The sequence below is a fragment of the Alcanivorax sp. HI0083 genome (genome assembly GCF_001635175.1).
In genome coordinates, this window is record NZ_LWFX01001185.1 from 1 (window position 1) to 3,216 (window position 3,216).

Here is a 3,216-nt window from a genome sequence, read left to right on the forward strand (position 1 = left end):
CCCCGGCTGACGGGTAGGCATTGGAAATTTTGATGTAGGAATAGGCACTGAAGCTTACGATTACCGCCGCGGCCAGAAACGCCAACGGGAAAAGAACGCCAGTCATCTGCGCCATCTGCCCGGTAAGGGCGAAGATACCGGCGCCAATCATGACACCGGTGCCCAGCATAACAGTTCCCGGAAGTGTAAGACTGCCTTTCTGATAGCGCGTGGTTCTGTCGTGCGTGCTGCTCATACAACCTCCTGTTGTTTTGAACGGCGTTTGATACTCAATAAATAGCCAATGCTGGCTTGGGTAGATCTCACTTGCATCAATGTCGAGAAAAACGGGCCAAAGAAATATCTTTAGCCCCTAAGTACCTGATCAGAGTGCGATGCGCGCTCCAATCACAGCAAACCAATCTGCTGTACTGCCGCCGTCCGCTTCGGCAAAGTCGGCACTATCGCCGTATTTGCGCTCATGCACCACGCCCACATAAGGCGAGAACGCACGGTCGATCAGATCATAGCTCAACCTGAGTCCGGTTTCAGTAGAAACCAGTCCTTTACCAACGCCAATTTCCCGGTCCTCGCTAAACGCAACCGTGGCATCCAGCGTTGCCGCCAGAATCCAGTAGTTGGTGAGAAGCAGCTCGTACTCTGCATCCAGTTCGGCTGACGTATCGCCATCCTTACTGACATACAGGTTTGCATCGATCTCAAACCATTGGGGAGCCAGCCCGGCTACACCGAGAACGGCATATGTACGGTCCGGCCCCTCGGGCGTATCGAAACGTACGCCCGCTTTGGCGTCGAAGAACTTGGAGATGGGGATCTGGCCGACCAGCTGGTTTTCCAGTGTTTCGTAGGCCTGCTCCTCTATCTCGTACTCCCCGGTTGTGAGCAACCGGACTTTGAACTCGTCGGTGCCATAGAAAGCATCCGCATTCCAGACGCCCAGTTCCTCGTCATCGTCGCTGTAGCGGTATTCAAACTCCTCGAATTGAACACCCCAGGTTGTGAGCGGCTGTTTACGAGCGGTGGTGTCGGAGATCATTTCCTGAGCTGTCACCGCCGTTGAGACACCAATAGAGGCAAGGAAGCTGACTGCGACAATTGATCGAATACAGCTCATACCTCACCTCCATCTTTGGCAATCACGTCTGTTTTGGCCTGCGTCGACTCTGGCCCACCTTCAACAATGACCTTGCGGAACATACCAGCGGCCGCGTGATAGGACAGGTGACAGTGGAACGCCCACTGACCGGGCGCGTCGACCTCGGTTTCCATGTAAACGGTGGTGCCGGGCTGCACACTGACCGTGTGTTTGATCGGGTTCCACTGGCCTGCGCCAACATCAAGGATGGACCACATACCGTGCAGGTGCATGGGGTGAGTCATCATGGTTTCGTTGACAAACTTGAAACGGACCCGCTCACCGTATTTGAGACGAATCGGATCGGCGTCTTCATACTTGACGCCATTAATGCTCCAGGTATACCGCTCCATATTGCCGGTCAAACGAAGCTCAATTTCCCGGGTCGGCTCGCGAACTTCATACAACGGATCCTGAGCCTTCAGGTCAGCGTAAGAGAGGAACTTTCCGCCATTGGCAGCTTTGGGCATGAGGCCACTGCCCTTGGCGTAAAAAGGATCGCTTTTTTCTTCTGTCCCCATCGCCATGGAACCATGGTCCATGCCGGACATGCCCGAATGATCCATATCTTTCATGTTGGAATGATCCATACCTTCCATATTGGAATGATCCATGCTGCCCATGTTGGAGTGGTCCATCCCGGACATATCTCCCGAGCTGCTCATATCCATGTTCCCATGATCCATGCCAGACATGCTGCCATGGTCCATACCGGGCATACCGCTCATATCAGCCATGGTCAGACGCGCTGGTTCACGCATTGGTGGCACAGACCCTTCCATACCCTTTTCGGGGGCCAGCGTCGCTCTTGCATAGCCTGAACGTCCCATGGATTCGGCAAAAATGGTATAAGCCTGCTCATCTTTCGGGCGCACGATCACATCGTAGGTTTCCGCTACACCGATCCGGAACTCGTCCACACTGACCGGCTGAACGTTGTTGCCATCAGCCTGGACAACCGTCATATCCAGACCGGGAATCCGGATGTCGAAGTAGGTCATCGCCGAAGAGTTGATAAAACGCAGCCGGATGCGCTCGCCCGGCTCAAAGAGTCCGGTCCAGTTCTGGTCCGGCCCTTTACCATTGATCAGGCCCGTAAAGCCATGCACGTCTTCGACGTCTGCTTTCATCATGCGCATGCCACCCCAGGCCATGCGATCCCGAACTGTGTTCATAAAACCGTTCTCGGACACATCCGAGAAAAACTCGCCCACGGTCTGCTGATCGCGGTTGTAATAATCAGTCATCATTTTCAAGTTGCGCATGATGCGATCACCGGAATGCGGGTGTTTGTCGGTCAATTGGACGACGTATTCGCGGTCGTAACGGAACGGTTCACGCCCCTCGGGTTCGATAACGATGGAACCGTAGGCGCCATCCGGCTCCTGAAAACCAGAGTGGCTGTGGAACCAGTAGGTGCCCGCTTGCTGGATGGGAAATTCGTAGGTAAAGGTTTCACCCGGCTTGATGCCCGGGAAACTGATACCTGGTACTCCATCCTGATCGAAAGGAAGGATCAGACCGTGCCAGTGAATGGACGTCATCTCATCCAGATTGTTGGTCACGTTGATCCTGACGTTTTCGCCTTCTTTGAAGCGCATCACCGGCCCCGGAGATACGCCATTGTATCCAATGCCTTCTTTCACGAAATCGCCAGTATCAATTTTTACCCGGTCGACCGTCAGGTCGTACTCACCAGCCATAACCATGGCTGGCATCAGCAGGCTTAAAAGTCCTGTCAGTAGGCGTGTTTTCATCTTTTTCTTACTCCAAACTGCACTTCGTTGAAGCAGGGCTGGAAAACAGTCCCAACCCGTGCATTCGCGGGGTTGTCAGTACGCCGGTTTACTCAAAGTTAACGTCACCGTACATGCCGGCCTGGTAGTGGCCTGGCACGTTGCATGCGAACTCAATGTCGCCTTTTTCCGTAAACTTCCAGACAACTTCCTTGCTCTGTCCGGGCTCAAGCAACACGCTGTTTGGATCGTCATGCTTCATGGTTTTTCCGTTGCCCATGTCCATGCTCATCATGTCGTGATTCAGCTTCCCGCCCTGAATCACGCCGTGCTCTACCATCATCA

Annotated in this window: 3 protein-coding genes and 1 pseudogene; all 4 read right to left on the bottom strand. The window is 53.9% G+C overall.

The features are described 5' to 3' along the window. Positions 1-235, bottom strand: a pseudogene (locus A3754_RS26235) (amino acid permease); the annotation flags it as partial. A 129-nt stretch (positions 236-364) separates the two neighbouring features. Then, positions 365-1,114, bottom strand: a complete 750-nt coding sequence (locus A3754_RS17050; protein WP_011588644.1) for a copper resistance protein B — start codon at positions 1,112-1,114, stop codon at positions 365-367. Continuing rightward, positions 1,111-2,892, bottom strand: a complete 1,782-nt coding sequence (locus tag A3754_RS17055) for a copper resistance system multicopper oxidase (protein WP_063508768.1) — start codon at positions 2,890-2,892, stop codon at positions 1,111-1,113. The genes A3754_RS17050 and A3754_RS17055 overlap by 4 nt, the downstream gene beginning before the upstream one ends. Positions 2,893-2,980: 88 nt before the next feature. Continuing rightward, a partial coding sequence (locus tag A3754_RS17060) for a plastocyanin/azurin family copper-binding protein (RefSeq protein WP_231880670.1) occupies positions 2,981-3,216 on the bottom strand: 236 nt, incomplete at its 5' end.